Source organism: Streptomyces sp. NPDC002463, assembly GCF_042889835.1.
In the GTDB taxonomy this organism is placed as follows: domain Bacteria; phylum Actinomycetota; class Actinomycetes; order Streptomycetales; family Streptomycetaceae; genus Streptomyces; species Streptomyces nymphaeiformis.
Genome location: NZ_JBIARL010000014.1, coordinates 250,673 through 274,044, shown reverse-complemented (window position 1 = coordinate 274,044; position 23,372 = coordinate 250,673). Strand labels below are relative to the sequence as shown.

18 protein-coding genes are annotated in these 23,372 nt (G+C 74.0%); 6 read left to right on the top strand and 12 right to left on the bottom strand.

Annotated elements, in window-relative coordinates; genetic code table 11:
- The first annotated feature begins 138 nt into the window (after nt 1-138).
- The gene (locus ACFYX3_RS27790; RefSeq protein WP_389018662.1) at nt 139-1,002 is read left to right on the top strand and encodes a PhzF family phenazine biosynthesis protein; all 864 of its coding nucleotides are present in this window, start codon (nt 139-141) and stop codon (nt 1,000-1,002) included.
- Here the strand turns inward: ACFYX3_RS27790 and ACFYX3_RS27785 are convergent.
- Nucleotides 986-2,641 carry an IucA/IucC family protein gene (locus ACFYX3_RS27785; protein WP_389018659.1) on the bottom strand — a complete coding sequence of 552 codons (1,656 nt, stop codon included), beginning with the start codon at nt 2,639-2,641 and terminating at the stop codon, nt 986-988. The two genes, ACFYX3_RS27790 and ACFYX3_RS27785, sit on opposite strands and share 17 nt — an antisense overlap.
- A gap of 151 nt (nt 2,642-2,792) precedes the next feature.
- Here ACFYX3_RS27785 and ACFYX3_RS27780 point away from each other — a divergent pair, with 151 nt between their 5' ends.
- Nucleotides 2,793-4,364, top strand: coding sequence for an IucA/IucC family protein (locus tag ACFYX3_RS27780; protein ID WP_389018656.1), 1,572 nt, complete (start codon nt 2,793-2,795; stop codon nt 4,362-4,364).
- 3 nt (nt 4,365-4,367) lie between these two features.
- Here ACFYX3_RS27780 and ACFYX3_RS27775 read toward each other — a convergent pair whose 3' ends face one another.
- The 3 genes from ACFYX3_RS27775 to ACFYX3_RS27765 form a co-directional block, all read right to left on the bottom strand.
- On the bottom strand, nt 4,368-5,708 hold the full coding sequence (locus ACFYX3_RS27775) for an esterase-like activity of phytase family protein (RefSeq protein WP_389018653.1): 1,341 nt from the start codon (nt 5,706-5,708) through the stop codon (nt 4,368-4,370).
- A gap of 137 nt (nt 5,709-5,845) precedes the next feature.
- On the bottom strand, nt 5,846-6,712 hold the full coding sequence (locus ACFYX3_RS27770) for a hypothetical protein (protein WP_389018650.1): 867 nt from the start codon (nt 6,710-6,712) through the stop codon (nt 5,846-5,848).
- 81 nt (nt 6,713-6,793) lie between these two features.
- Entirely contained in the window at nt 6,794-8,413 is a 1,620-nt protein-coding gene (locus ACFYX3_RS27765; RefSeq protein WP_389018647.1) for a DUF2079 domain-containing protein, read from the bottom strand.
- A 71-nt stretch (nt 8,414-8,484) separates the two neighbouring features.
- On the opposite strand from ACFYX3_RS27765, the gene ACFYX3_RS27760 reads away from it, so the two are divergent.
- Both ACFYX3_RS27760 and pucL read left to right on the top strand, forming a co-directional pair.
- Nucleotides 8,485-9,630 carry a winged helix DNA-binding domain-containing protein gene (locus ACFYX3_RS27760; RefSeq protein ID WP_389018644.1) on the top strand — a complete coding sequence of 382 codons (1,146 nt, stop codon included), beginning with the start codon at nt 8,485-8,487 and terminating at the stop codon, nt 9,628-9,630.
- Between the two features lie 204 nt (nt 9,631-9,834).
- Nucleotides 9,835-10,752, top strand: coding sequence for a factor-independent urate hydroxylase (gene pucL / locus ACFYX3_RS27755; protein WP_389018641.1), 918 nt, complete (start codon nt 9,835-9,837; stop codon nt 10,750-10,752).
- Nucleotides 10,753-10,761: 9 nt separating this feature from the next.
- Here the strand turns inward: pucL and crcB (ACFYX3_RS27750) are convergent, their stop codons facing one another.
- Together crcB (ACFYX3_RS27750) and crcB (ACFYX3_RS27745) are read right to left on the bottom strand one after the other, a co-directional pair.
- On the bottom strand, nt 10,762-11,118 hold the full coding sequence (gene crcB / locus ACFYX3_RS27750) for a fluoride efflux transporter CrcB (RefSeq protein WP_389018638.1): 357 nt from the start codon (nt 11,116-11,118) through the stop codon (nt 10,762-10,764).
- Nucleotides 11,115-11,531 carry a fluoride efflux transporter CrcB gene (crcB, locus tag ACFYX3_RS27745; RefSeq protein ID WP_389018634.1) on the bottom strand — a complete coding sequence of 139 codons (417 nt, stop codon included), beginning with the start codon at nt 11,529-11,531 and terminating at the stop codon, nt 11,115-11,117. Before crcB (ACFYX3_RS27745) ends, crcB (ACFYX3_RS27750) begins: the two co-directional genes overlap by 4 nt.
- Nucleotides 11,532-11,928: 397 nt before the next feature.
- Here crcB (ACFYX3_RS27745) and ACFYX3_RS27740 point away from each other — a divergent pair, with 397 nt between their 5' ends.
- Entirely contained in the window at nt 11,929-13,191 is a 1,263-nt protein-coding gene (locus tag ACFYX3_RS27740; RefSeq protein ID WP_389018631.1) for an IS701 family transposase, read from the top strand.
- A 13-nt stretch (nt 13,192-13,204) separates the two neighbouring features.
- Here the strand turns inward: ACFYX3_RS27740 and ACFYX3_RS27735 are convergent, their stop codons facing one another.
- From ACFYX3_RS27735 to ACFYX3_RS27725, 3 genes are all read right to left on the bottom strand, one after another.
- Complete coding sequence (locus tag ACFYX3_RS27735) at nt 13,205-15,220, bottom strand: helix-turn-helix domain-containing protein (RefSeq protein ID WP_389018628.1); 2,016 nt, start codon at nt 15,218-15,220, stop codon at nt 13,205-13,207.
- Between the two features lie 141 nt (nt 15,221-15,361).
- Entirely contained in the window at nt 15,362-16,294 is a 933-nt protein-coding gene (locus tag ACFYX3_RS27730) for an AfsR/SARP family transcriptional regulator (protein ID WP_359509844.1), read from the bottom strand.
- Between the two features lie 321 nt (nt 16,295-16,615).
- A complete protein-coding gene (locus ACFYX3_RS27725; RefSeq protein WP_389018624.1) occupies nt 16,616-17,086 on the bottom strand; it encodes a DUF1772 domain-containing protein in 471 nt (156 codons plus the stop codon).
- 270 nt (nt 17,087-17,356) lie between these two features.
- Between ACFYX3_RS27725 and ACFYX3_RS27720 the strand changes: the two genes are divergently transcribed.
- Nucleotides 17,357-18,076, top strand: coding sequence for a DNA-binding response regulator (locus tag ACFYX3_RS27720; RefSeq protein WP_389018620.1), 720 nt, complete (start codon nt 17,357-17,359; stop codon nt 18,074-18,076).
- A gap of 33 nt (nt 18,077-18,109) precedes the next feature.
- On the opposite strand, the gene ACFYX3_RS27715 is transcribed toward ACFYX3_RS27720, so the two are convergent.
- From ACFYX3_RS27715 to mmsA, 3 genes are all read right to left on the bottom strand, one after another.
- The gene (locus ACFYX3_RS27715) at nt 18,110-18,985 is read right to left on the bottom strand and encodes an ABC transporter permease (protein WP_382658601.1); all 876 of its coding nucleotides are present in this window, start codon (nt 18,983-18,985) and stop codon (nt 18,110-18,112) included.
- Complete coding sequence (locus tag ACFYX3_RS27710; RefSeq protein WP_389018615.1) at nt 18,982-21,702, bottom strand: alpha/beta fold hydrolase; 2,721 nt, start codon at nt 21,700-21,702, stop codon at nt 18,982-18,984. The genes ACFYX3_RS27715 and ACFYX3_RS27710 overlap by 4 nt, the downstream gene beginning before the upstream one ends.
- Nucleotides 21,703-21,869: 167 nt before the next feature.
- Nucleotides 21,870-23,372 carry a CoA-acylating methylmalonate-semialdehyde dehydrogenase gene (gene mmsA, locus ACFYX3_RS27705; RefSeq protein ID WP_382658606.1) on the bottom strand — a complete coding sequence of 501 codons (1,503 nt, stop codon included), beginning with the start codon at nt 23,370-23,372 and terminating at the stop codon, nt 21,870-21,872.

Sequence of the window (23,372 nt, the reverse complement as noted above, 5' to 3'; positions counted from 1 at the left end):
GCGACAGCGTGGCCGAGACCCGCCGCAACGTGCGGTCGTACCTCGACAACCTGAACATCCGGTGACCGCCGGACCCCTGGTCGTCCTCGTCGGCCGGCCACGGGAGTGACCGGCCCACCGCCGGGGTACGGGACGCGCGTGGTGTTCTCCGGGGAGCAGGCCGCGACCGTCGTCCACGCGTGCGTACGGGACGGTCGGGGCGGCAGTCCCACGGCCGTCCTCGACGACGGGCCGTTCGGCGAGGAGGAGCGGCGGCGGGTGCCCGGGGCCGCGGGGGCGTCGCACGCCGTCTTCGTCGCGCCGGAGGGCGAGCGGGACGGGGTCCCCGCGGTCTCCCTCCGGTTCTTCACCTCCGAGGGCGAGCTGCCCTCCTGCGGGCACGGAACGGTCGCCGCGCTCGGGTTCCTCGCCGCGCGGGCCGGCACCGACACGTACCGGGTGTCCCTGCGCGTCGGGGAGCGTACGTTCGCCGGCCGGGCCGTGCTGAAGGGCCCGTACGCCGAGGTCGGCTTCGCGTACGGGCCCGTCGAGCTGCGCGAACCGGACGGCCGCGAGTCCGGACTCGTCCTGCCCGCGCTCGGCCTCGCCCCGGACCCGCTCGGGCCGGAGGTACGGGTCGCCTCCGTCGGGCGGCCGCGCCTGCTGGTCCCGGTCGCCTCGCGGTCCGCGCTCGCCGCCCTCGCCCCGGACATGGGACGGCTCCGCGCCGCCTGCGACCGCCTCGGGCTCCTCGGCTGTTACGTGTACTCCGCGCCGTCGCCGTCGGGGCGGGTCGCGGCCCGGATGTTCGCCCCGTCGATCGGCGTCCCCGAGGACATCGCCAACGCCAACAGCACGGCCTGTCTCGCCGCCCACCTCGCGGGCCGGGGCGTCGACCGCATCGCGGTCGACATGGGGGACTCCCTCGGCAGCCCCGCCACCATCGTCGCCGCGACCGAGGCCGGGTCGTCGGGTCCGGTCGTACGGCTCGGCGGCGACGTCCTCGTCACGCGCCGCCCGTAGCGGCCGCGAGGGGATTGGGGACGGGGATCCACGCGTCCCGGTCCACGCCCCGCAGGCGCATCAGCGTGAGGGCCTTGACCTTGAGCTCCGGGGCGAAGAGGGCCGCGCGGTCGGCGCGGTTCTCCGGGGTCGCGGGGAGGCCGTCGTAGGCGCGGCGGGCAGCGGCGGCGACGACGCCCCAGAGCCGGGCCTCCGTGGTCCGGTCGCCGTCCGCCAGGGCGGAGACCAGGGTCCCGAAGGTCGTCCCGAAGAGGTGGCCGAACAGCATCGTGCGGAGCACGTCCGGGTCGTCGTCGACGACCCGCCCGCCGACGGGAGCGGCGTCGAAGCCGTGCCGGGCGAGGCGGCGCGGGCTCAGCCGGACGTCCGCGAGGTCCCGGTAGACGAGCCGGCGGGGGCGGGCGTGCGCGTCGAGCGCGACGAGGAGGTTCTGCCCGTGGGCGGCGGGCGCGACGCCCCGGCTCAGGAGCCGCACGAGCGGCGGGACCGCGAGTCCTGCGAAGGCGGCGAGCCAGTCGGCGCCCGCGTCCGGGGCGCCGGCGGACGCGAGGAGCGTCCGGATCAGGGGCGGGCCGTCGCCGGCGGGGCGGGCGGCGAGCGCCGCCACCGGCACGACCGTCTCCCCCGCCCTCAGGCCCGCCGCGGCGGACGGCGACTCGCGGAGCAGGACGGCGAGGTCGGCGCTGGGCTCCCCGTGGACGAGCGCGGAGGCGCCGGCGAGGTTGCGGGTGATCCTCAGCGCCTCGGCCAGGTCGTCCACGACGTGCGCCAGCAGCGCGGAGAGCGGGGCGCTGTTCTCGACGCCGCTCGCCGAGATGTCGCGGATCGCGCTGGTCATCCGTGTGGTGAGCGCCGTCTTCAGGTGCGGTCCGCCGTCGAGCGGGGCGAGGGTCCGTACGCTCATCAGCGGCCGGGCGGGGATCGCTCCGGTGACGTACGGGCGGTGTCCGAGCCCCGGGAGGACATGGGCGCTCTGCCAGGGGTGCACGGGCAGCAGCAGCCGGTCGCCGTCCCGCAGCCGGTCCGGCCACTCCCCCGCGACGAGGCACCGCGCGGCGGGGACCGCGACCAGGTCGAGGGCGACGACCGGTCGGTGTTCGGGCGCGTACGCGAGCTGCTCGGCGACGGAGAGGCCGGGGCGGCTGCGGCAGCAGGGGTGGTACGGGTGCCCGTCGACGACGCCCTGCTCGACGTGCGCGAGCGAACCGGCACCGCGGTCCGGTCCGGGGGCCGTGCCCGGTGCGAAGGCCGCGTGGGGCCCGGAGGCCGCTCCCGGTCCGGACACCGCGCCCGCCCGCGACAGGGCCAGGGACACGACGCTGTGGCCGAGTTCGGCGACGAGGGCGTCGGCGCCCGGGAGGCCGAGGGCGGCGAGGAGGGCGGCGGGGTGGTCGTGGGCGCGGCCGTCGAGCCGTACGGTCACGTCCTCCCCCGGAACCACCAGGTCGTACGGGAGCCGGGGCGGCCCGCTCAGAACCCGCCCGTCGTCGAGCCGCGCCCGCCCGGCGAGCCCGTCGCGCTCGGCGACCCCCGGCAGCGGCTCGTACAGCAGGGCCCGCCAGAGCCGCCCGAGCACGGCCGCCCGGGCGGGGACGAGCTCGCGCCGGTAGGCGTCGAGCAGCCGGGGGGCGACGTCCACGAGACCGTCGACGAAAACGGCCTCGGGGGCGCGCGCTGCCCGGCGTGCGCTCGTATCGTGATCCGGAGCGGAGTGCATGAAGGCTCACTACCCTGCGCAGGATGTCCCTACCGGTGGACGACCCGCCGGGGAACGGGTGGAAGGCGCTGTCGTGAGTGAAGCCAAGGGCCGGGCCGACGCCCTCTCCGCCACCGCCCTCCTCAACTGCCTGATCCGGGAGGTGGCCGGCACCGAGCCGCGCCCGGACCCGGACCACACGGTCCACCGGCTCCCGGCGACCGGCCGTCTCCTGCGGGTGCGGGCCGGGCGGAGGCCCACCGAGCCCTGCGTCCGTACCGACGGCGGCTGGCTGCCACTGACCTTCGAGGCGCTCGTGGCGCTGACCGCCGACGAGCTCGGCCGGCGCACCGGCGTCACCAACAGGACCGTCGTCGGCGAGATGACCGCCAGCAGGGACGTCGTCGCGGCCCTCCAGGACGCGCGCGCGTCCGCGTCCCCGCCGGAGGACCCGTACCTGCGGTCGGAGCAGGCGCTGCTCGCCGGGCACCGGTACCACCCGGCGCCGAAGGCGCGCGGCGCGGGCGCCCCGGAGAGCTGGCTGCCGTACGCGCCGGAGGCGTACGCCCGCTTCCCGCTGGAACTCCTCGGGGTCCGGGCGGACGTCGTCGCGGAGGACGGTGACCTGTCGCTCCTGGACACGCTGGGGACGGGCACGCCCGACGGCTACCTGCTGCTCCCCGTCCACCCCTGGGAGCTGGACCTGCTGGGCGAGCAGCAGGCGTTCCGCGACGGCCGGCTGCTGCGGCTCGGGGCGAGCGCGCCGAGCGCCGGGCCGGCCGTGGCGACGTCCTCCGTACGGACGGTGTACCTCCCGGACGCCGACCTCTTCTGCAAGTTCAGCCTGGACGTGCAGATCACCAACGGGAACCGCCGTCTGGAGCTGCGCGACCTGCTGTGGCTGCGGACGATCGCCGACCTCCTCGCGCCCGTCTTCGACCCGCTGCCCACGGCGACGTTCCTCGCCGACCGGGGCTACCGCACGGCCGACCTCGGCGGGCAGCTCGTCTACGAGGGCTTCGCGGTGATCGCCCGCGACGGGCTGCGGCCGCACCTGCTGCCGGGGGTGACGCCGCTGCTCGCCGCGGGCGTCGCCGAGGGCTTCCCGGGCAACCCGATCGACGGGCTGACCGCCGAGCGGGCGCTCGTCTGGTGGCGGCACTACCTCGACCGGCTGGTGCCGCCGGTGCTGCACGCCTGGCGGGCGCACGGCCTGGTCCTGGAGTGCCACCTGCAGAACGTCCTCGTCGGCGTCGACGCCGCCGGCCTTCCCGCGCAGGTGGTCTTCCGCGACCACGAGGGGATACGGATCGTCGCCGAGCGGCACCGGGGGCTCCTGGACCTGCACGGCCCGCGGGGCCCCGCTCCGGCCCTGGACGCGGAGCACGGCTGGGAGCGGCTCGTGTACTGCCTGGTGACGAACAACCTCTCCGAGATCGCCGGCGCCCTCACCGACCGCCACCCGGAACTCACCGGCGAGCTCTGGCCCCTGGCCCGGTCGGCCTTCGCGGCGTACGCGGCGGAGCACGGCGGCCCGGAGGAGGTCTCCGCGCTGCTCGGCTCACCGCACGTGCCCGCGAAGACCAACCTCCTGCTGCGCTGGCTCGACGTGGCCGGCGCGGACGCCCGCTACGTACCGATGCCCAATCCGCTGCGCCGGGACTGACCGTCAGCGGACGGGACGGTCCAGCCTCACCCGTACGAGCGTGGTGTCCACGCCGCTGTCGACGAGGCGGCCGTTCGCGTCGAAGGCCTCCGGGCCGTCCGTCATGCCGAAGTCGTTGTCGTTGAGGAGGACGACGGTCGAGGAGCCTTCGACGGCGACGCCCTCGATCTTGCCGGGGACGCCCGCGACCGTGTTGAGGTCGATCACGAGGCGCTTGTCGAGGACCGGCACCTCGGCGGCGGCCGTGTCGTCGAGCTGCTCCAGGGTGGGAGCCGTGGCGGTGTCCCAGGTGGAGCCCAGGATGTCGTCGCCGCGGCGGAGGCGGACCTCGTAGAGACGGGCGGCCTTGTCGGTGCGCTCCTGGACGAGGAGGCGGTCACCGCCGACGGCGACGAGGGCGGAGAGCTTCAGCTCGGAGGTCTTGGTCTGGCCGGGCTCGACGACGCCGACGGCGTCGAAGCGGTAGGCGTACTCGGCGGTGACCCGGTTCTTGCGGGGCGAGAAGCGCAGCAGGCGGGTGGTGCGGGAGTTCTCGCCGGAGACCTTGTCGGGGTTGAGCAGCGGGCTCTGCAGGCCGAGGACGAGGTCGCCGTCGGGCAGCAGCGCGAGGCCCTCGAAGCCGCGGTTGACCTTGCGCTGGAGGAAGATCGACGGCAGCGACTCGACGACCGGGTAGTCGGTGCCGGTCAGGCCGAGGCCCTCGGGGACGTGGCGGGCGAGGACGCGGCCCTGGGCGGAGACGTGCACGAGGGAGGGTCCGTACTCGTCGACCAGCCAGAAGCTGCCGTCGCGGTCGCGGACGAGGCCCTCGGTGTCGAGGCCGTTCGGGTCGTACGCGAGCGGGGTGGAGGCGTCGTAGGTGTACGGGGCCTCGTCGCGGCCCGGCTGGTTCGGCAGGCCGGTCACCGGGGCGCCCGAAGCGGTGGTCAGCGGGATCGACTCGAGGACCTGGATGCGGTCGCCGACGGCGCGGATCCTGACGATGGCCGGGTCGAAGCCGGGCACGGGGAAGGTGCGCCGCTTGTCCTTGCCGACGGCTATCTGGCCGTTGGGGCCCCGGTCGGTGACGGTCCAGTACTCTCCGCGCTTCCCGGCCGGGTACAGGTCGCTGCCGATGCCGCCGAGGTCGACGCCGCGGTCGTCGGCGACGCTGCCGGGCAGCAGGCCGTTGCTGAAGGCGGCCAGCGGGATGTCGGGCAGGGTCGAGGTGGAGACGACCCGGCCGGCGGGGTCGCCGTGGTGCGCCGGGGTGGCGTCGGCCGTCCCCATGACCACCGAGAACGCGAGCGCGGCGGACAGCGGCAGGACCACGAGGGCGGGCCGGCGCAGGAGGCGCGGATTCATCTGAACTCCCTGGATGACGTGGAAGGTCGCCGGTGAGGGCGGCCTCATGGTCCAGTCCTTCGCTCAACGCGCGGCGACGTGTTCGCGACGGCTCGGGGAGTCCTGGGTGAACGCGCGCCTCCGCGCCCGCACCCGGCTCAGTAGCGGTCGAGGATCAGCTGGGTCTTGAGGATGTCCCCGTGGTACAGCCAGCCGTTGGCCTCGGCGACGGCGATGGCGTCCGCGTGCAGGTCGGACGCGTCGGCGTACGAGGAGGTCTTGAACGACAGCTCGACGACGTACTCCGTGCCCGTGCCGTTCGCGCCGACGACCGGCAGCACCTCGATGGCGGCGTCGTCCGAGGGGCCCCAGGCGCCGTCGTACACCTTGGCGGTCACCGGTCCGTGGGCGCGGGAGGCCTGGAGGGTGGTCTTGCCCCAGCCGGCGCTGTTCCAGTTCTCCAGCTTGCCCGGGATGTCGTTGACGAGCCAGGTGCGGCCGGTGGTGCTCGTCGGCATCGCGGTGCCCGAGTAGCCGCTGGAGCTGTGGGACTTCTCGTTGGAGAAGCTGAGGGTCTGCTTGGCGTAGCCCCAGTCGACCTCGGCGTCGTAGTTGGTGTCGCCGCTGTCGAAGCCGGCGGCGTTGGCCGTGGTGAGCGCCGCGTCGATGTCGCCGTTCGTGACGGGGAAGCGCTTCTTGTACGTCTCCTCGAACGACGAGCCGCTCTTGTGGCGCAGGCGGACGCTCCAGCCCTGGGCGTCGAGCGCGAGGCCGTCGGTGTCGTAGTAGCTGTACGAGCGGGACTTGGCCGAACCGGTGATCCCGAAGGCCGACTTGACGGCCGCGCTGGGCGCGTGGGTCGCGTCGAGGGCCGCCACCGTGAGGTTGATCTTCACCTCGTACGTCGGGACGGCGTTGGACGCGGCGTACGCGGGCGAGGTCGGGGCGAGGAGCGCGACCGCGACGGCGAGGGCGACGGACGAGCCGACGGCGGCCGGGCGCGTGGCACGGGACAGGAAGGTCATGCGCCGATGCTCACGAGCGCGGGTGAGGACCGCGTGTCCCGTGGACGTGGCCCGGGTGAACCGGCGGCGTCGGGAAGCGCCCTACCTCAGCAGGAGGTTGGCGCCCACGTCGGCCGGGACGGCCTCCCTGACCGGGGTGCTGCCGGGGCCCGGGCGGTGCGTGCCGGGCACGTCGACGGCCGGGTCGGTGCGGTGGAGGAGGACGGTCCCGCCCTGGCGGAAGACCTCCGTGTAGCCGTGGGCCAGGAGGAGTGCGACGCGGCGGCGCTGTTCGTCGCTGGAGGCGAAGGGGAAGGTCCGGTCGTCCACGCGGAGGAGGACCCAGTCGGCGCCGCGTGGCGTCCGGTCGGCGATGACCACGTCGGTACGGGCGGTCAGGCGGGGCGCGACGGTGTTGTCGGCCTCCACCGTCGCCCCGTCGGGTATGAGTTCGGCGGCCGTCGCGAGGGGCCGTTTGTCCGGGGAGGGCCGCCAGGAGTCCGGGCGGACGAGGAGGCCGAGCCCGAGGACGACGGCCGCGGTGGAGGACAGGGCGAGGGCGGTGACGGCCCATCTGCCCACATGCGCCTTCCGTGCGTGCAGCCTCGCCAGCGTCTCCAGGGCCGCCGTCAGCAGGATCGGCCACAGGAAGGCGTCGTAGTGGTTGATCACCGGCCAGTGGTTGGGGTTGTCGGAGAGGACGCGCTCCGCGAGGAGGGGGACGGCGAGCAGGAACGTCGGGGAGCCGAGCGGCAGCAGCGCGAGCGTGCCGAGGATCCAGGCCGGCATGCCGACCTTGACGAAGGGCGTGACGGAGACCTGGAGCAGCACCCAGGGGGCGGTGAGGACGTGGTTCAGGGCCTCCCCGGGGTCGGCACCCAGCCTTCCGTACGACCAGTAGTAGCCCTCGGGGCCGCCCATCGCCGGCAGGAACCAGGCGATCACGGCGGCGGACACCAGGGGCCCGGCCAGGGCGAGCGCGGTGCCGGTGGCGCGGCCCGCGCGGTGGCCGGCGCGGTGGGCGCGGACGGCGAGGACGAGGCCGTACGCGCCGACGACGAGGCCCATGTCCTCCTTGGCCGTGCACAGCAGGGCCGCCCAGAGGGCGGTGGAGCCGTAGCGGTGGGCGAGTCCGCGCTCCAGCATGAGGAGGGTGAGGGGGACGGCGAAGGCGACCTCGTGGAAGCCGTTGCAGGAGGAGTTGAGGAGCGGCCAGCCCAGCGCGTACACGAGTCCGCCGAGGTCGGCGGCGCGGCGGACGACGTCGGGCGCCGCGCCCCGGAAGGCGTGCCGGGCGATGCGGCGGACGACGGGCACGCCCGCCGCGAACAGCGCGGCCTGGGCGAGGACGAGCGTGCGCGGGTCGTCCCACAGCCAGTAGAGCGGCGCGAGGAGGGCGAGCGCGGGGGTGAAGTGGTCGCCGAGGAGCGAGAAGCCGGGCGGGAACTCGTGGTGGACGTTCTTGATCGGTGAGCGCGGGAGTTCGAAGCGCGCGTACGCCCGCACGGCCTGGTCGAAGATGCCGAGGTCGAAGCCGGTGGCCCGCAGGGCCGTCCAGGGCTGGAGACCGAGGCCCGCGCAGACGAGGAGGCAGAGGACGGTGAGGGCGACGCCCCGGCGCCTGTCCCCCGTCTTGTCTCCGGCCGGCTGTCGGCCGGACCCCCGCGGCCCCGGCACACGGCCGGTGTCCTCGCCCGGCGGCCTGATCGCCACGTACGCCATTGCGCCCCCCGTCCCCATGGGCCATGACATTACGGTGCGTCGTTGTCGGTCCCGGGAGGGAGAATCACGCCATGGTGATCACCGCGCGCGCCCTCAACCGCTCCACCCTGCACCGGCAGTTGCTCCTGGAACGGGCGCCGCTCGGCGTCACGGAGGCGGTACGGCGGGTGGTGTGCCTGCAGGCGCAGCATCCCGGCTCGCCGTACGTGGCGCTGTGGAACAGGGTCGCGGGCTTCGATCCGGCGCGACTCGACGGGGCCGTGAGCGGCTTCGAGCTCGTCAGGTCGACGCTGATGCGGCTCACGCTGCACCTCGTGCACGCCGAGGACTACCGGGCGTTCCGGGAGGGCATGGAGCCGACGCTGCGGGGTTCACGGCTGCACGATCCGCGGTTCACGAAGGCCGGGTTCACGGCCGCCGACGCCGACGCGCTGCTGCCCGGCCTCCTGGAGTACGCGGGGAGCGCGCGGACCGGGGCGGAGCTGCGGGGTCACATCGAGGAGGGCCGCGGCGGGCCGGTGGAGGCCGTGGTCTGGCGGATGGTGCGGCAGTACGCGCCGCTGTGGCACGTGCCGACGGGCCCGCCGTGGTCGTTCGGGACGGCGCAGTCCTTCGTGACGGCGGGCGAACTGCCGGCGCTCCGCGACCCGGAGGCGTCCGCCGCCGGTCTGGCCGTGCTGATCCGGCGCTATCTGGAGGGTTTCGGGCCGGCGTCCGTACCGGACATGGCGCAGTTCACGACGGCCCCGCGCGGTCTCGTACGGGAGGCGGTGGCGTCCCTGGAGGGTGGGCTCGACCGGCTGGAGGGGGCCGACGGGACCGTGCTGTACGACGTGCCCGGGGCGGTGCGGCCCGACGAGGACGTGAGTGCTCCGCCGCGACTCCTGGCGATGTGGGACAGCGTCCTCCTCGCCTACGCGGACCGCAGCCGGGTGATACCGCCCGCGTACCGCAAGCAGGTGATCCGCGTGAACGGCGACACCCTGCCGACGCTCCTCGTCGACGGGTACGTGGCGGGGGTCTGGCGGCCGGTCGACGGCGGGATCGAGGCCTCGGCCTTCCACCCGCTGACGGCGGCGGACTGGGAGGGGCTCGCGGCCGAGGCGGCCTCGCTCGGGGCGCTGCTCGCCGCGCGCGATCCGCGGGTGTACGGGCGGTACGACCACTGGTGGGCGAAGGGCATCCCGGCTGCCGAGACCCGGGTCCTGCCCTGCTGAGGCCCCGCCCCACCCATTGCCAGCCTGCCGGAACGCACATATCTTCGAGCCGACACACCTACGGACCGGGATGCTCGTCAGTCCCGGGGCGGTCCGCCGTTCACGGGCCGGACGGCGGGGAGCGGCCTCCAGGACGACGGAGGGCGCTGGACGCCGGGCGTACGGGATATCCGTATCCACGTACCCGCAGGAGCTGAACAGCACATGAGCAACCACGTCCTCGCCCAGAACCAGTACGGCAAGGCCGAGAACCGCATCGTCACGGTCACCCGCAAGGGCAACGACGGCGCCTGGCACGAGATCCGCGACCTGAACGTGTCGGTGGCGCTGCGCGGTGAGTACCGCGACGTCCATCTGACCGGCGACAACGGCAACTGCCTGCCGACGGACACCACGAAGAACACGGTCTACGCCTTCGCCAAGGAACACGGCGTCGACTCCCCCGAGGCCTTCGGCATCCTCCTCGCCAAGCACTTCGTGTCCTCGCAGAAGGTGATCCACGAGGCGCAGATCCGGATCGAGGAGTACGCCTGGGAGCGGATCTCGGTGCCCTCGCGCAAGGAGCAGCACTCCTTCGCGCGCAAGGGCCAGGAGGTCCGCACGGCGCAGATCACGTACTCGGAGACCACCGGGCTCCAGGTCCTGTCGGGCCTCAAGGAGCTGACGGTGATGAACTCGACGAACTCCGAGTTCCACGGCTTCATCAAGGACAGGTACACGACGCTCCAGGAGGCGTACGACCGCATCCTGACCACCAAGGTCACCGCCCGCTGGGCGAACTCGGCCTCGGCGGCGGCGGACGCGGAGCACGACTGGGACGCCTCGTACGGGAAGGTCCGGCGCCACATGCTGGAGGCGTTCGCGGAGACGTACAGCTACTCGCTCCAGCAGACCCTGCACGCGATGGCGGACCGGGTCCTCGACCACGTCTCCACGGTCAACGAGGTCCGGCTCAACCTGCCGAACAAGCACCACTTCCTGGTGGACCTGGAGCCGTTCGGGCTGAAGAACGACAACGAGGTGTATTTCGCGGCCGACCGGATGTACGGCCTGATCGAGGGCACGATCCACCGTCAGGGCGTGCAGCCGGTGATCGCGACCAGCGACTGGATCACCGCCTGACCCCAGGGGTCAGCCGAGCCCGGCCGCCGTCTCCACTCCCAGCCATACGGCTGCGAGTCCGGCGGCCGGGCTCCCGGTCGCGTTCAGCGCCGCGAAGCCCTTCGCCCCGTTCTCGTACAGCCGGAACGTCTCGTACGAGAAGGTGGAGTACGTGGTGAGGGCGCCGCACAGGCCCGTGCCGAACAGCAGATGCGCCTGCGCCGAGGTGACCCCGGTCAGGAGTCCGAGGACGAACGAGCCGACCACGTTGACGGCGAAGGTGCCCCAGGGGAAGACCGAGTCGTGGCGCGCCTGGACCGCGCGGTCGGTGAGATAGCGCAGGGGGGCGCCGACGACGGCCCCGGCCACGACGAGAAGCCAGTTCACGCGTGCCTCCCCCGGGCCCGTACGAGCGCCCGGGCGGCGGTGACGCCCGCCGCGACGGCGGCGAGGGCGGTGAGCAGGGTCCCGCCCATGTACAGCAGGCCCCGCACCGGGTCGCCCGCGCTCAGCAGGCTCTGGGTGTCGAGGCTCGCCGTGGAGAAGGTGGTGAACCCGCCGCAGAAGCCGGTGCCGAGGAAGGGCCGGAGCAGCGGGTGCGGGGCGGTCGTGGTCTCGGTGAGGAGGACCATGAGGACGCCGAGGACCGCGCAGCCGGACGCGTTGACCGTGAGGATCGTCCAGGGGAAGGCGCCGGCGGGGGTGGGCCAGGCGAGCGAGGCGGCGTAGCGCGCGACCGCGCCGAGGGCGCCGCCGGCGGCGACCACCACGACGACCGGCAGTTCCTTGCGCAGCCTCATGCGCCCCACAGTACGAGAGCGGGGGCGCGGCCCGTCGTGAGGGGCCGTACGACGACGTGGAGGCGAGGCGCACAGGCGCGGATCCCGGCCTGGGGCATTAACCGGGTTCCGGCCCGTGCAGCCTCGCTCTGCGATGGTCCGGCCGTGCCGTGCGACGGGTCAAAGCCGGGCCGGCGAATCTGTCAGATCCCCCCTCCGGGTATTCCGGATCGCTGCGGCGGGGGTCCGCGGCACCCCCGTGACGGGGCCTCTGACCTGCGGAGACACGACCGACGGTGGCCGGGTCACCATCCGGCGGCCGATTCGGGTGCCGGGTACACCTCGTCCTCATGCGCGGGCCCGGGCGAGGGTGGTGGAGCAGCGGGAGGGAGCTGCGCAACCTGAGGGCAGGAGTGTCGTGAGTACATCCGTCGCAACCAAGCGCAGGGCCGTCACCAGGGCCGTCGCCCCGGCCGTGCCCCTGGGCGTCGTCAGCTCCTCCGGCGGCGCGGCCGACTCGCGCGAGGACGTCTACGCCGAGCTGTGTGCGGCGCTGTTCTCCGGCTTCCCGCGCCGTGACCAGCGGCTGAAGGCCGAGCAGTACCTGCACGGTCTGCTCACGGCGCAGGGCCGCAAGTCGATCCGCAACATCGCCGCCCAGATCGGCGGTCCCGCGGCCGAGCAGAGCCTGCACCACTTCGTGTCCAGCTCCACCTGGGACTGGCAGCCCATGCGGGCCGCGCTCGCCCGGTACCTGGAGCGGAACAGCTGCCCGCAGGCGTGGGTGGTGCGGCCGATGCCGATCCCGAAGGCCGGGGAGCACTCGGTGGGCGTGGACCGGCGTTTCGACCCGGAGCGCGGGCAGGTCTTCCACGGCCAGCAGGCCTTCGGGGTGTGGTTCGCGAGCGACGAGCTGAGCGTGCCGGTCAACTGGCGGCTGTTCCTGCCGGACCCCTGGGTGAACGACCGGACGCGGCGCGACCGCGCCGAGGTCCCGCAGGAGGCGGGCGAGGAGACCCTGGAGGAGTGCGCGGTCGCCGCGGCCCTCGACACCGCCCGCTGGAGCGACGTCACCCGCAAGCCGGTGCTCCTCGACATCCGGGGCGGCGCGGGGCGGGCGGCCCTGACGCGGCTCGCCGGCGCCGGGGTGCCGGTGGTGGCGCGGATCAACCCGGGCTCGCGGCTCGCGATCGCCGACCGTTCGCTGCCGGGCTTCGGCGCGGGCCCGCTGTCCGCGATACAGATCCTGGAGTCCCTCAAGGGGCTTCGCCGACCGGTGAGCTGGGTGGACACGGTGGCGGGCGCGCGGACCTCGCGGACCTCGCTCGCGACGGCCGTCCGGGTCGCGCTGCCCGCGCCGGGCGGGGAGCGGATGCGTCCGCTCGTGCTGCTCGGCGAGTGGGACGACCCGCGCCGGGCGCCGGCCCGGGTGTGGATCAGCGATCTGACGAACTCCCCGGTGGGCTCGCTGCTGCGGATCACGAAGCTCGGCCGCCGGGTGGAGCGGGACTTCGCGGAGGTCGGCGAGGGGGCGGGGCTGCGGGACTTCGTGGGCCGTTCGTTCCGCGGCTGGCACCGTCACATCACGCTGGCCTCGGCGGCGCACGCGGCGACGGTGATGGCCGGCGGCTGGGACGCGGCGTACGACACGGGCTACGCCTCGCGCCGCTCGGCGAGCTGAGGGCCGAACAGGGTCAGGCGGGTCCCGTGGGGCCCGCGGGCCCGGCGGGGCCACGGCCGCGGGCCAGGACCTCGCGGGTGCGCTGGAGGCGCAGCGCCAGCTGGACCTCCAGGACCTGACCGGGCTTCTGCCATTCGGGGCCGAGGAGTTCGCCGATGCGCTCCAGGCGGCGGGAGACCGTGTTGGGGTGGACGTGGAGCGCCTCGGCCGCGATCGAGGGGCTGCCGCCGGAGGCGAAGTACGCCTCCAGGGTGTGGGTGAGGTCGGTGAACCGCTCGGCGTCGTAGTCCAGTACGGGCCCGATCGCCGCCTCGACGAAGCCGTCGACGTCGTTGTCGTCGGAGAGCAGCAGCCCCAGGAAGCCGAGGTCCTGCACGGAGGCCGCGGAACCGGTGCCGCCGAGCGCGCTCATCGCGTCCAGGCAGCGGAGGGCCTCCTGGTGCATCCGCCCGACGCCGTCCGGGCTCTCGGCGGGTCCGGCTGCGGCGACGGAGACGGGGTGCCCGAGCAGCGGGGACAGCTCGGCGGAGACGGCCTTGGCGGCGGCCGAGGCGTCGATGCCGGGGAGCAGCAGCACGATGCAGCCGCCCTGCACGGTCTTGAGGCCGGAGAGCCGGTACGCGTACGAGGACGCCCACACCACCGCCCGGCCCTGCTCGCCGCCCTCGGGCCGGGCGAGCACGAGGACGTGCGGCCGGCGCAGGTCGACGCCGAGGCGGCGGGCCCGCTGGGCGATGTGCTGCGGTGCGTGCGGCGGGTCGGCGATGAGGTCGTCGAGGAGCTCGTCGCGGACGGGTCCTTCGGCGACGGCGGTGGAGCGGCGCATCAGGAGGAGGAAGGCGACGCACTGGGCCGCGAGTTCGAGGAGGCGTTCGTCCTCGCCGGTGAGTCCGCCGGCGGCGCGGATGACGAGGCCGCCGAGGTCCTCGGAGCCGGCGATGACGGGCGCGACCCAGGTGTCGTCGTCGGTGAGGACGGGGCGGCGGCGGGCGTGGGCGTCGAGGGAGGCCTTGGCCACGGCCTCCTCGTCGAGGCCGGGGATGTCTCCCGCGGCGGCGAGGGGCCGGCCGCCGGGATCGCGGATCAGCACGGTCCCGTCGAGGGCGTCGGCGGCCGCCTTCGCGACGTTGCACAGGTCGCCGCCGGCGAGGACGAGGTTCATGATGCGGCCGTGGGCCTCGCTGACGTGCCGCATCCGGGCGAGGCTGGTGCGCACCCGGGCGCTGTCCCGCTCCAGTTCGGTGACCTCGGCCCGGGTGCGGTCGATCAGGCCGGCCTTCTCGACGGCGAGGGCGGCGAGGTCGGCGAGGCCCGCGAGGAGGCTGATCTCGTCCGGGGTGTGGTGGCGGACGCGCCGGTCCGCTCCGTACAGGACGCCGACGACGGTGTCCCCGCTGCGCAGCGGCGCGGCGACGATCGCGTGGACGCCTTCGGCGCGCAGGGCGGATTCGGCGGCCTCGTCGAAGGCGGGGGCGTGGACGCCGGCGTCGAGGGAGCCGGAGGGGGCGAAGCGCTCGTCGGCGAGGTAGTCGGCGGTCCAGACGGGTTCGCCGTGGAGGTGGACGGCGCCGCCGAGTCCGTACCCCTCGGCGATCCGGAGTCCGGGGGTGAGGCGCGCGCCGGGCCCGGTCGCGGTGCGGGAGCCCTCGGAGGTGTGGACGAAGCTGGCGCCGTGCGGGCCGCGCAGGGTCACATAGGCGAGGTCGAGGCCGAGGAGCCGCCGGGCGCGGCGGGTGATGACGCGCAGCAGGCTGTCGAGGTCGTAGGAGAGGGTGAGGTCGCGGGCGGTGTCGGTGAGGCTGGCGAGTCCGGCTCCGCGGCGGGCGTCGCGCTCGTGTCCCGCGCGGACCTGGCCGGCGAGGGTCACGGCCCGCTCCAGGCGGTGGAGTTCCGCGCCGGTCAGTCCGGTCCGCCGGGCCTCGTCGAGGACCGTGTCGAACTGGGCGGGCGGGGCCTGCCGGGCCAGGAGTTCGAGGACCGTGAGCAGCGCGTCGGCACCACCGGCTCCGTCCGCGCCGTGCACCGTCATGGCCCCTGCCCCCCGTGGTCGAGCGAAATCGGGCACCTAGGAGGAAACCCGTCCTGCTCGCCGAAAATAATTCGGCTTCGGGAGTCGGTCAACGGTGAGTTGCCGCACTTCATTCCCCTTGACCGGCAGTCGGACGGGCGGTCAGACCGCCGGGACGAGCCGCGAGCGCGCGGGCCCGTACTGCGCGGTGCCGTACTGGGCGGGGACGTAGGGGGCCGGGACGTGCCGGCTGGGGACGTACTGGGCGGGGATCCGGGGGCCGTACGAGGGGCGGCCGGCGGTGTCCCGGACAGCGAGGACCGAGCGCTGGAGCCGACGGAGCCGCGCCGAGGGTTCCATGCCGGTCTCGGCCTTGAGGGCCGCGCGCAGCCGTTCGTACACGACGAGGGCCTCGTCGTGCTGTCCGCAGCGCAGCAGCGCGACCATGAGGTGGGCGTGGAGGGGCTCGTTGGTGCGGTAGCGGGCGACGAGCCCGGTGAGTTCGGAGACGAGTTCGGCGTGCCGGCCGAGGCCCAGCTGTGCTTCCAGCCACTGGTCGAGGACGCTGAGCCGGGACGTTTCGAGGCGCTCGATCTCGCGGCGGAGCCGGGGTCCCGCGGCCACGCCCGCGTAGGGTTCGCCGCGCCACAGGGCGAGCGCCTCGCCGAGGCGGAGCGCGGCCCGGGACAGGTCTCCCGCCTCCATGGCGCGGTAGCCGGCGCCGGCCGCGCGCTCGAACTGCCAGACGTCGTTGGGGCCGCCGCCGGTGTCGAGCCGGTAGCCGCCGGGCTGGGAGACGAGGATCGCCTCGGCGCTGCGCCGGTCCGACCAGCCGGGCCGCGGCTCCGCCGGGTCGGCGTCGCGCAGGGCGCCCGCGATGAGCGTCCGCAACTCGGCTATGTGCGCCTGCAGTTCGGCGCGGGCACCGCGGGGCGCGCCGGACGGCCACAGCTCCTCGGTCAGGACCGTCACGGGGACGACCTGGTCGGCGCTGGCCGTGAGCAGGGCGAGCAGCTGCCGGGGCGCGGCCGCCGTCGGGGTGATCGAGACCCCGTTCTCACGTACCGACAGTCCCCCCAGGATCCGGACGTCCACTTTGCCCCCTCAGTGTCTGTGCGGTGTCTGTGCGCGGGATGACCTCCTGATGATTAGAAAAGACCCCTGTAGCCATGTCAATAAGAAACCGGAGGGTACGGAATGACGGTCTGAGATATCGTGGTGATTCACCCTGTTTGCCCGAATATCTCGCATCGGGTTCTCGTCAGTGACGCAGAACTTGCGCCCACCGAAAGACTGTTTCCGGACTCGGGGGTACGCTTTCGAAGGGTTCTTTCGGATGCGCGAAGGGTCGCCACCCGCGAGATCACGCCAGAAACCGGCGCGTAGGTACGGTTTTCCGGGGCTCCCCGGTGCGCCCTAGAGCACCGCGGCGGCGGTGAGCAGCCCGAACGCGAGGGCGATCAGGGCCGTACGGACGCGGTGGAAGCCGTTCCAGCGCCCCTCGAACGCGGCCCGGGCGGCCGAGGGGTCGTCGCCCGCGTCCCGCTCCGACGCCGCGAGGGCCGTGTTGAGCGGGACGTTCCCGCCGATGGTCACCGCGTGGTTGAGGACCGCGCAGACGAGCCCCGCGAGGACCAGCCACTTCTGCGCGTCCGTCCGCCCGTCGGCGGGGACGAGGAAGGCGGCCGCGGGAAAGGCGACCACACCCAGGAAGACCGCGAGGAAGACGGCCCTCGGGACGCATTCGTTGATCCGGCGCATCGCCGTGACGAACTCCCGGTCCGTCAGGCGGGCGAGGGCGGGCATGATCCCGGTCTGGAAGATCAACAGGAAACCGGCGTAGAGCCCGGTGCTTCCGACGGCGAGGGCGAGCAGCAGGGTGGCCATGCGGCCATTCTGGCCCGCCACCCGCCGTACGCGTCAGCCGTAGGGATCATCCGACTTCAACTCACCCTCCCTGGACGGCACTTGCGCATGGGGCGGACGAGGGGCGCGCGAAGAGCGGTCGAAGGAGTTGCGGAGGGACCCCGGTGCGGCGACGGCGACGCGGGTGAAGCGCCGTGGCATGGATTCGCCATCCTTCTCAACAGGGGTTGTCACCGTGTGCAGTCACATGCGTACATGGAGTGGACATCGATCGGGCGGGGGTGGTCAGCGGTGGCAGAGAGCGCGGGCTCCGTGATGCTCGCCCGTTCGGCGATGAACCGGGCCGCGACCGAGGGACAGCGGCCCGCCGGGCGGCCGGTCCGGGGTGCGCGGCGGATCAGTGCCGCACTCGCCGGGCTGGCCGCCTCCACCCGGCACGAGCTGCTGACCTTCGACGACCCGGTCGCCTCCGCGGGCTTCGCGATCCCCGAGCCGTTCCTGGAGCTGGCGGGAGCGTGCATGCGAGCCGCGGTGGAGCGGGCCGAGGAGGTCAGACGGATCGTCCCGCGGCACGCCCTGCCCCGGCTCGGCGAAGGGCTCCGGCTCCCCGGCCGGGCCCGCCTCGCGGAGGCCATCCCGTTCAAGATGATCGTCGTCGACCGGACGGTGGCCGCGGTCCCGCTCGACCTGGAGCTGCTGTACAACGGGCTGCTGCTGATCCGGGACCCGGTCGTGGTGCAGGCCCTCGTCCGGACCCACCACGCCTGCTGGACGGCGGCCGAGGAGCTGACGTCCGCGGCGCCTCCCCCGCCGCCGCCCCGCGATCTGCCGCCCCAGCTGCGCCCGGTCCTCGACGCCCTCCTGTCGGGGGTCACGGACGAGACGGCGGCCACCCGGCTCGGCGTGTCCGCGCGGACGTACAGCCGCAGGGTGGGCGAGCTGATGGCCGCCCTCGGCACGACGAGCCGCTTCCGCGCGGGTGCGGAAGCGGCTCGGAGGGGGTGGTTGTGAGACGGGTGGTTGTCAGACCCTTCACGACACGGTCTACGACACGATGTCCTTGCGGGCGAAGCCGCGGAAGGCCAGCGCGAAGAGGACCAGGGCGTACGTCAGGGAGATCGCCGTGCCCTTCACCATGCCGCCCCACTCCAGCTGGGGCTGGAGCGCGTCGATCCAGGCGAACTGCCAGTGCGCGGGCAGGAAGTCCCGCCAGTCGCCGAGCGCCGTGACCGCGTCCAGGACGTTGCCGACGATCGTCAGACCGACGGCGCCGCCCACCGCGCCGAGCGGGGCGTCGGTGCGGGTGGACAGCCAGAAGGCGAGGCCCGCGGTGACCAGTTGGGAGGCGAAGACGAAGACGACGGCGATTCCGATCCGCAGCAGGGCCTCCCCGGCGGGGATCGAGCCGCCCGTCGGCAGCCGGAGCGGCCCCCAGCCGTACGCGACCGTGCCCGCGGCCAGGGCCACGAGCGGGAGGAGGAGCATCGCGGCCGCGCTGTAGGCGAGGGCGACCGTCAGCTTCGAGGCGAGGAGCCGGGAACGCGGGACGGGCGCGGCGAGGAGGTACCGCAGGGAGGACCAGCTCGCCTCGGAGGCGACCGTGTCCCCGCAGAACAGCGCCACCGGAATGACGAGGAGGAAGCCGGCCGAGACGAAGAGGCAGGTCGCCGCGAAGTTGGCCCCGGAGGCCGTCGCCGTGTCCATCAGGGTGATGCGGTCGCCGCGGCCGCCGTCCCCGGAGCCGCCGATCGCGAAGGCCGCGATCAGGACGAACGGCAGGGCGACGAGGATGCCGCCCATGACCAGGGTGCGGCGGCGCTTCCACTGGCGGAGGGCCTCGACGCGCAGGGGCAGGGTGCGCCCGGGCCGGTAGCCGGGGGCGCTCGTCGACGGGGCGGGCGGGGTGGCCGTGGCGGTCACGCGGCTCCTCCGATCAGGGTCAGGAACGCGTCTTCCAGACGCCGGTGGGGGCCGACGCCGGTCAGCGGCACGTCCAGGCGGACGAGTTCGCCGATGAGGCCGGTCGGGTCGGTGCCGTCGAGGCGGACCAGGAGCCCGCCGTCGGTGCGGGTCGCCGTGCCGATGCCGGGCAGGGCGTCGATCTTCGCGACGAGGGCGTCGTCGATCTCCCCGGCCAGGGTGACGAGCAGGGTGTCGCCGGAGCCGGTGATCTCGGCGACCGGTCCGGCCTGCACGAGCTGCCCCCGGTCCATGACGACCAGGTGCGTGCAGGACTGCTCGACCTCGGCGAGGAGGTGGCTGGAGACGATGACGGTCCGGCCCCCGGCCGCGTACCGGATCATCACCTCGCGCATCTCGCGGATCTGCGGCGGGTCGAGCCCGTTGGTCGGCTCGTCGAGGATGAGCAGATCGGGCAGGCCGAGCATGGCCTGGGCCAGGGCGAGGCGCTGCCGCATGCCCTGCGAGTAGGTGCGGACGGCGCGTTCGAGGGCGCCGCCCAGGTTGGCGATGCGCAGGGCCTCGTCGACGTGGGCGTCCTCGGCGGGACGGCCGGTGGCCTTCCAGTACAGGTCCAGGTTCTCCCGGCCGGACAGGTGCGGCAGGAAGCCGGCGCCCTCGACGAAGGCGCCGACGCGGGAGAGCACCGGGGCGCCCGGCCTGATGGCCTGGCCGAAGACCCGGATCTCGCCCTCGTCGGGGGTGATCAGGCCCATCAGCATGCGCAGGGTGGTGGTCTTCCCGGCCCCGTTGGGGCCGAGCAGGCCGAGGACCTGGCCCTGTTCGACGCGGAAGGAGAGGTCCCGGACGCTGAATGGGGTCTCCCCTGCTCGAGCGAAGCCGAGAGCTTGGGGAAGGTCGCCGCCCTTGTACTTCTTCGACAGGCCGGTGATCTGGAGCGGTACGGAGGCGAGTTCGGGGTCGGGCGCGGGCGCGGTCACCTTGCGGCGGGCGGTGAGCAGCAGGGCGGCGGCCCCGGCGAGCCCGAGGAGCGGCAGGCCCCACACCCACCAGGGCAGGCCGGCGGCCTGGGTGGCGAGCCCGGGGGCGGTGGGCACGGCGAGCGGGCCCTGGACGGTGACGGTGTAGCGGGCGGGGACCGCCGGGGAGGCGTAGCCGAGGTCGGTGGCGGCGACGACGAGCCGCAGCCGGTGCCCGGCCTCCACCTCGTGGTCGATCGCGGGCAGGGTCAGGGTGACGTTCTTCCCGGCCTTGGCGCCGTCGACGCGGACGGGGGTGACGAGCTGGGCGGGCAGCACCTGCTGCCGTCCGTCGGGCCCCACGTCGTACACCTTGGCGAAGAGGACGGCGGAACCGTCGGCGGCGGTGGAGGTGACCCGGACGGGGACGGTCGGCGTGCCGGTGATCCGCAGGGTGCGGGTCTGCGGCTTCGCGTCGAAGCGGGCGTGCTGGCCGGGGAAGTCGAGGGAGAGGCCGACGCCGAGGGAGGACAGTCCGGAGAGTCCGCCGCCGAGGCCGGGGACGGCCGACACGGCGGGCGGTGCGGCGCCCGGCGGGTTGGTGAAGGTCTGCGGCGGGCCGCCGAGGGCGATGCGCTCGGTGCCGGAGGTGAGCCCCGGGTAGCGGTCGGCGGTCGCGGCGCGCAGGGTGGCCTTTCCGTCCGTGGAGTCGACGCCGCCGGTGCGGCTGACGCGGAAGGCGGGGCCGGTGTCGACGGAGGTGTCGCGCTTCAGCCAGCGGTCGAACCAGGTGGTGACACGGCGGTCGACGCGCTCGGTCTCGCGGTCGCCGCCGTCGTGGCCGCCGGCGATCCAGTCGACGGCGACGGGGGCGCCGTTGGCGGTGAGGGTGCGGGCCATGGCGTCGGACTGGGCGAGGGTGAAGAGCGAGTCGGACTGGCCCTGGACGAGGAGCGCGGGCACCTTGATCCTGGACCCGACGGCTGCGGGGCTGCGGGCTTCGAGGAGGGCGCGGGCGGCGGCGTCGGGCTTCCCGGAGACGGCGACGCGCTGGTAGAGGGAGCAGAGCTCGGCGGTGAACCGGCCGCAGGAGCCGGCCGCGGCCCCGCCCGTGGACGTGGCCGGGGCGCCGGCCGCGCCCGGGGCGCCGCCCTCGGCCGGGGAGCCGGCCGAGAAGAAGATCCCGGCCCAGAGCTTCTTGAAGACGCCGTTCGGGAAGAGGGCGTCGGCGAGGTTCCAGTACGTGATCTGCGGGGCGATCGCGTCGACGCGCGGGTCGTGCCCGGCGGCGAGCAGGGAGATCGCGCCGCCGTAGGAGGCGCCGGTGACGCCGACGCGCGGGTCGCCGGGCTTGTCGAGGAGGACCTCGGGGCGGGCCGCGAGCCAGTCGATCAGCTTCTGGACGTCCTCGACCTCGTGCGCGGGGTCGTTGAGGCCGATCGAGCCGGTGGAGGCGCCGAAGCCGCGGGCCGACCAGGTGAGCACGGCGTACCCGTCGCGGGCGAGGCCCTCGGCCTGGGCGCGGACGTCGTCCTTGGAGCCGCCGAAGCCGTGGCCGAGGAGGACGGCGGGGCGCCGGCCGGCGGAGCCGTCGGTGAAGTACGAGGTGTCGATGCGCACCCCGTCGATGTCGAGGGCCCGGTCCGCGCGCCGCACGGGCGGCGCCTCGTCCGTGGCGACGGCGGTCCAGGTACCGGCGCCCGCGAGGACGGTGAGGACGGCGGTGACGGCGGCCCACCGGGGAAGTCGGAGTCGCATGGCGTCGAGCCTAAGCGGCGTCCCTGTGGCCCACGGCGACCCACGGACGGAATTCGGCGGCCTCCTCAGGTCGTACGCGACCCGTTCCCGTACAGCAGACGCGGTACGGGGACGGCCCCCGGGGTGTGCTGTCCAGCACCCCGGGGGCCGTCGGCCGTTTCCGCGGATCAGTGGTTGCGCGGGAAGCCCAGGTCGACGCCGGACGGGGCCTCGGACGGGTCCGGCCAGCGGGTCGTGACGACCTTGCCGCGGGTGTAGAAGTGGATGCCGTCGTTGCCGTAGATGTGGTGGTCGCCGAAGAGCGAGTCCTTCCAGCCACCGAAGGAGTGGTAGCCCACCGGCACCGGGATCGGCACGTTCACGCCGACCATGCCGGCCTGGACCTCCAGCTGGAAGCGGCGGGCGGCGCCGCCGTCGCGGGTGAAGATCGCGGTGCCGTTGCCGAACGGCGAGGCGTTGATGAGGTCGAGGCCCTCCTCGTACGTCTCGGCGCGCAGCACGCAGAGGACCGGGCCGAAGATCTCGTCCTGGTAGGCCTTGGCCGAGGTCGGCACGTGGTCCAGGAGGGACAGGCCGATCCAGTGGCCGTTCTCGTGGCCCTCGACCGTGTAGCCGGTGCCGTCGAGGACGACCTCGCAGCCCTCGTCCGCCGCGCCGTGGACGTAGGAGGCGACCTTGTCGCGGTGGACGGCCGTGATGAGCGGGCCCATCTCGGAGGTCGGGTCGGTGCCGGGGCCGATCTTGATCTTCTCGGCGCGCTCGCGGATCTTCTGGACGAGCTCGTCGCCGATCGCGCCGACGGCGACGACCGCGGAGATCGCCATGCAGCGCTCGCCGGCGGAGCCGTAGGCCGCGGAGACGGCCGCGTCGGCGGCGGCGTCGAGGTCGGCGTCCGGGAGGACCAGCATGTGGTTCTTCGCGCCGCCGAGCGCCTGGACGCGCTTGCCGTTGGCGGAGGCGGTGGTGTGGATGTAGCGGGCGATCGGGGTCGAGCCGACGAAGGAGATCGCGGAGACGTCCGGGTGCTCCAGGAGGCGGTCGACGGCCACCTTGTCGCCGTGGACGACGTTGAAGACACCGTCGGGGAGGCCCGCCTCGGCGAGCAGCTCGGCGATCTTCAGGGACGGCGACGGGTCCTTCTCGCTCGGCTTGAGGATGAAGGTGTTGCCGGTCGCGATGGCGATCGGGAACATCCACATCGGCACCATGGCCGGGAAGTTGAAGGGCGTGATGCCGGCGACGACACCGACGGGCTGGCGGATCGACGCCACGTCCACGCGGTTCGAGACCTGGGTGGACAGCTCGCCCTTGAGCTGCGTGGTGATGCCGCAGGCCAGGTCGACGATCTCCAGGCCGCGGGCGACCTCGCCGAGCGCGTCGGAGTGGACCTTGCCGTGCTCGGCGACGATCAGCTCGGCGATCGCGTCGCGGTTGGCGTCGAGCAGCGCGCGGAACTTGAAGAGGATCGTGGTGCGCTGGGCGAGCGAGGAGTTGCCCCAGGTGGCGAAGGCGTCCTTCGCGGCGGCGACGGCCGCGTCGACCTCCTCCACCGAGGCGAGGGCGACCTGGGTGGTGACGGCACCGGTGGCCGGGTCGGTGACCGGGCCCCAGTTGCCCGACGTGCCCTCGACGGTCTTGCCACCGATCCAGTGGTGGACGCTCTTCGTCAT